The 5,004-nt window shown below is 25.2% G+C and carries 4 protein-coding genes and 2 pseudogenes; 2 read left to right on the forward strand and 4 right to left on the reverse strand.

Going from position 1 to position 5,004, the window contains the following annotated elements; genetic code table 11:
* A pseudogene (locus KQ44_RS13855) lies at positions 1-897 on the reverse strand (hypothetical protein); the annotation flags it as partial.
* Between the two features lie 72 nt (positions 898-969).
* Positions 970-1,140: a hypothetical protein gene (locus tag KQ44_RS14530; RefSeq protein ID WP_168171291.1), complete on the reverse strand. Its 171-nt coding sequence runs from the start codon at positions 1,138-1,140 to the stop codon at positions 970-972.
* A gap of 132 nt (positions 1,141-1,272) precedes the next feature.
* Here KQ44_RS14530 and KQ44_RS13860 point away from each other — a divergent pair, with 132 nt between their 5' ends.
* Both KQ44_RS13860 and KQ44_RS13865 read left to right on the forward strand, forming a co-directional pair.
* The gene (locus tag KQ44_RS13860) at positions 1,273-2,268 is read left to right on the forward strand and encodes an ABC transporter ATP-binding protein (RefSeq protein ID WP_096737945.1); all 996 of its coding nucleotides are present in this window, start codon (positions 1,273-1,275) and stop codon (positions 2,266-2,268) included.
* A 24-nt stretch (positions 2,269-2,292) separates the two neighbouring features.
* Positions 2,293-3,096 carry an NADAR family protein gene (locus tag KQ44_RS13865; protein WP_096737946.1) on the forward strand — a complete coding sequence of 268 codons (804 nt, stop codon included), beginning with the start codon at positions 2,293-2,295 and terminating at the stop codon, positions 3,094-3,096.
* 10 nt (positions 3,097-3,106) lie between these two features.
* Here the strand turns inward: KQ44_RS13865 and KQ44_RS13870 are convergent, their stop codons facing one another.
* Both KQ44_RS13870 and KQ44_RS13875 read right to left on the reverse strand, forming a co-directional pair.
* Complete coding sequence (locus KQ44_RS13870) at positions 3,107-4,015, reverse strand: Rpn family recombination-promoting nuclease/putative transposase (protein WP_205676581.1); 909 nt, start codon at positions 4,013-4,015, stop codon at positions 3,107-3,109.
* A 41-nt stretch (positions 4,016-4,056) separates the two neighbouring features.
* Positions 4,057-4,992: pseudogene (locus tag KQ44_RS13875) on the reverse strand (ankyrin repeat domain-containing protein); the annotation flags it as partial.
* Positions 4,993-5,004 lie beyond the last annotated feature (12 nt).

Genomic DNA, 5,004 nt, shown 5'->3' on the forward strand with positions numbered 1-5,004 from the left:
ATTAAACCAACGTGTAAATATTATAGCTATTTTATTTCCATAATTGTAATTTGGTTCATTAGTTGGAAAAAACAAAACAGACCATATTTGCGGCGGCTGTATTATAGGTTTTACTGAATTTTTTAAGTTAATAACATTCATGAAATTTGGAAACCCATTTGAAATTTCAAATATTATATATGGAGTGTATAATAAAAATGATATCAATATACCCGCAGATAAAGGTATAATATAATGTTTTGTTCTTTTTATTCTTATTATTAAATATATAACAAATGCAGGTATTATACTAAAAAATACGGCAATATGACACATTGCTTCTAATGCTAGAACAGGAAATATAAAAATACTTGCTATATATGACATTTTATTATCAGATGATATATATATTAGTATTAATGTTATTGAAAGAAATGATAAAATAAAAACTGTGTCTGGATTATATATTTCATTTTGTAAATTTAGAAAATTTATATTTACAAATAATATTGATGTTATTATTGACATTATTTTTAAACCAAATTTTTTTAATATAAAAAATAAAAATATAATAGGTGATATTGTAATTAGTATATAGTTTAAAAATCTTGCTGTTTCAATATTTTCTCCTGATAAAAAATATAATAATACATACTGCCAGTAAAATGCTCCGCCCGGAATTTTCGGAATATTTGTATCGTATATTTCTTCAGATCCTATTAATAGAGGCGGGGATACTAAATGTGCCCCTGTAACAGGAAAAATTTTATTATCATAATATTTCCTCATATTATAATAATGCTCTAAAGTATCTCCGCTTGCTACATTATATTTACCATATAATTGAATTCTTGTTATTATTCCAATAAATATTGATATAATAATAATAAATATATATATTAAGGATTTATTTTTCATATACTGCTCCATAATATATAAAAACAGTATACCGATTTATTATAAGAATTTTTGCAATGACAATAGATTTCTTTAATAGAATAAAATATTTTGTTTGTTTGTTTGTTTGTTTGTTTGTTTGTTTGTTTGTTTGTTTGTTTGTTTGTTTGTTTGTTTGTTTGTTTGTTTGTTTGTTTGTTTGTTTGTTTGTTTGTTTGTTTGTTTGTTTGTTTGTTTGTTTGTTTGTTTGTTTGTTTGTTTCATAAAAAGTCCTAACAATTTATATATTATACTATATATAAATTAATAGTCAATTAATATTATTAAATTAAAATACTTGATTTATGAATTATAATATATTACTATTATAAAAAATAAAATGATTAAGAGTTATAGATGGATAATGATATAATATTAAAACTTGAAAATGTAAAAAAATACTTTAATCCTCATGCCAATATTATAGAAAGTTTAATGAAAAAGTCTAAAGAGATTAAAGCAGTTGATGATGTTAGCTTTGAACTTAAAAGAGGAAAGATACTTGGAATAATAGGGGAATCTGGAAGTGGCAAAACTACTATAGGTAAACTTATAATGAAATTGATTAATCCTACTTCTGGAAATATTATATTTGATAACGAAAACATTAATAACTTCAATAAAGAAGAAACTCATAAGTATAGAAGAAATGTTCAGATGATATTTCAAGACCCATATGCTTCTATGAATCCTAGATTTAAAATAAAAGATGTATTGAAAGAACCTTTATATATTCATAATATTGATGGTGATGAAAAAGTTTATGATGAGATGGTTATTAAGGCTTTAATGGATGTAAAGATTAATCCTCCAGAGGAGTTTATGGAAAGATATCCTCATATGCTTTCTGGAGGTCAGCGTCAGAGAATAGCTACGGCAAGAGCTTTAATACTTAATCCTCAATTAGTTGTTGCGGATGAGCCTGTATCTATGATAGATTTATCAACAAGGGCTGAGATTCTTTATATGATGAAGGAGCTTCAGATAGAAAAAAATTTAAGCTACATATATGTGACTCATGATTTATCAACAGCAAGATATTTTGCTGATATGGTAGCTGTAATGTATTTGGGCAGTATTGTTGAGATAGGAAGTGCCGATGAAATAATAGATAATCCTAAACACCCTTATACTAAGGCTTTGATAGCTGCTGTTCCAGATGCCTCTTCAGGAAGAGTTAACATAATAAAAGAGCTTCCTATTAAAGGAGAAATACCTAATGCTTCCGATATACCTTCAGGATGCAGATTCCATACAAGATGCATATATGCAAAAGATGAATGTAAAAATAATATTCCAGCATTAAAAAATATTTCAGAAAATCATAGTGCGGCATGTATATTTGCTGAGTGATTTTATATTAAATGAGAGTTATTTATGAAAAATATAATGCCTCCAATATGGTTTGTTAATAATAGTTCCTATAATAAAATATTTCATAATTATTTTAATAAACTTTCAAATGATGATAAAGAAGAATATAAAAAACTTTTTGAAGAGCCTGTAGTATTTAAAGGCTTTTATGACAGCTATCTAATTAATGATTATAGAACAGTATATTGTAATGTAAAACTAAATCAAAAATATTCTTTGTTAAAACTTCAAAAAGATTTTAATGCTGGTAAGAAGATTGACTTTTTATTCTTTTACGGACATTCTAATGATAAAAAAGAAATTAATAAATCGTCATTAAGTCAGTGGTATATTAAAGATTTTAGAGAGAATGATTTGACATTTAACTGCATGGAAAAATATATGATGTATAATAAGGCATTATTATTTGATGATAAAAATATAGCTGATGAAATTTTGAATACTAATCAGCCTAAAGCTATAAAAGAACTTGGAAGAAAAGTTAAAAATTTTGATGATGAAGTTTGGGATAAAATAAAATACCAAATAGTATTTACAGGAAATTATTATAAATTCTCACAAAACACTGAATTAAGAAATTTTTTATTAAGCACAAAAAACAAAGTATTAGCTGAGGCAAGCCCTTATGACAAAGTATGGGGAATAAAGATGAAATACGATGATGAAAATATAAAAAATCCTTTTTGTTGGAAAGGAGAAAATTTATTGGGTTTTGCTTTAATGCAAGTAAGAGATGAAATAAAAAGAGTATATAAAAATTATGATTTGATAGATTTTAATAAATTCATAAATTATAAAGATATATAACTTATATTAATTATAGTTTTTCTACTTCTTCTATACTCAAGCCTGTTAATTCGCTAATAAGATTTATATCCATATTTTTATTTTTCATATTTTTAGCCGTTAATATTTGATTTTCTCTTATACCTTTTTCTATACCTTGTTCTATACCTTTCTCCATACCTTCTTTTATACCTTCTTTTATACCTTCTTCTCTTTCTCTTTTAAGCATTAAAGTCTGTCCGTATAAAAAAGCATCTCTGGCATTATAAACTTCCATTTCTTCTTTACTTGATATAAATCTCTCATATTTATCTATTACTTTAGGCATAATACCATTAACCTCCTTTAATTTATCTTTTACTTCTTCCAAATCTTTTACAGTAAAAAACTCTATCCAAGATAATATTTTATTTTTCTTAATATCATCTTCATTTGAATTATATAATATTTTTATAAATCTTGGTATTTCTATAATATGCATTTGAATAATATCCAATGACACATTATGATTTTGAGTATCTATGAGCTTAAAACATCTATGAGCTTTACCTTCATCATAAAAATCCATATTAAAATTCACAAAATTAATACTTATAACCTGACTAATAATATCATAAGATTCATTTTCATTAAGTTCGCTTACTATATTTTTTGATATGTAATAGTATATTCTCTTTACAAAATCAATATTTCCAGAAAGCTGTATTTCTATAATAATTTTTTTATTGTCTTTAGTGATTGCTTTAACATCTAAAACAGACTCTTTGAGATTAATATTTTCAGGCAGATTATGAGGATTTATTATTTCTAAATTATAAACTTCTTCAAACCCTGAATCTCTAAGTACACAATTAACTATATTCTCAAGTATGTCTTCATTGCCTACAGAGCCTAAAAGATAACGCACAAAGTAGTCATTCATTCTATTTATATTTCTCATAGGCAAATTATAACAAAAAATAAAACAAAAGTAAATATTTTTTATTGTGTAAGAAGTTTTATTATTTCTTCATTTTTTCCGTATTCTCTTGCATAATACAATGCATCATAATTACCATCTTTTATATTTTTATCAGCACCAGCATCTAAAAGCATTTTTGTCATTTCTAAATTTCCGCTACGGCAAGCCCACATCAATGCTGTCATACCATACTTATTTTGAACATTAACATCAGCATTATTTTTAAGAAGCACTTTTACAGCATTAATATTATTATAATCAGCTGCTTCTATCAATGCGGTTTTTTCATCATAATTTTTATAATTTACATTTGCACCATTATCAATAAGCTTTTGTAAAAAAACTTCATTAGTAGAATACACTGCAGCAGTTATTAATGGAACATCATAACTAAGCAAAGTTTCTTTATTAAGATTACAAACTTTCAAACTTTTATCCAAAGAATCAGAACCATTTTGAAGTAAAATATCTGCTATATCATCATGCCCAAACATATAAGCATAAATCAAAGCATTTGAATTATTTCTGTTTCTTTTATTTATGTCAGCTTTATTTTCGATTAATATTTTTACTGTTTCTTTATAGCCTTTCATAGCGGCATACATTAAAGGTGTTTCTTCATTTTCATTATCTCCATCATAAGATATATTAATATCTGCTTTATTTTTTATTAAGAGTTTTACCATTTCAGTATTTTCTTTTCTATCATGTTCTAAAGCAGAAAATAATGCAGTTCTTCCTCTAAAGCCTTGATAATCAATATCAGCACCATAACTTAAAAGTAGTTTAACCATTTCAATATTGTTATTATCAACTGCAAGTATTAATACACTATCTGTAAGATATACCGCAGCATTAACATCTGCTTTATATTTCAAAAGAAGCTCAGCCATTTCTATATTATTATCCATAACTGCAAGTGATAGTAATGTAAAACCCTCATAATTACGATTATTACATAAGAATTA

It is taken from the genome of Brachyspira sp. G79, assembly GCF_002379365.1.
Lineage (GTDB): Bacteria > Spirochaetota > Brachyspiria > Brachyspirales > Brachyspiraceae > Brachyspira.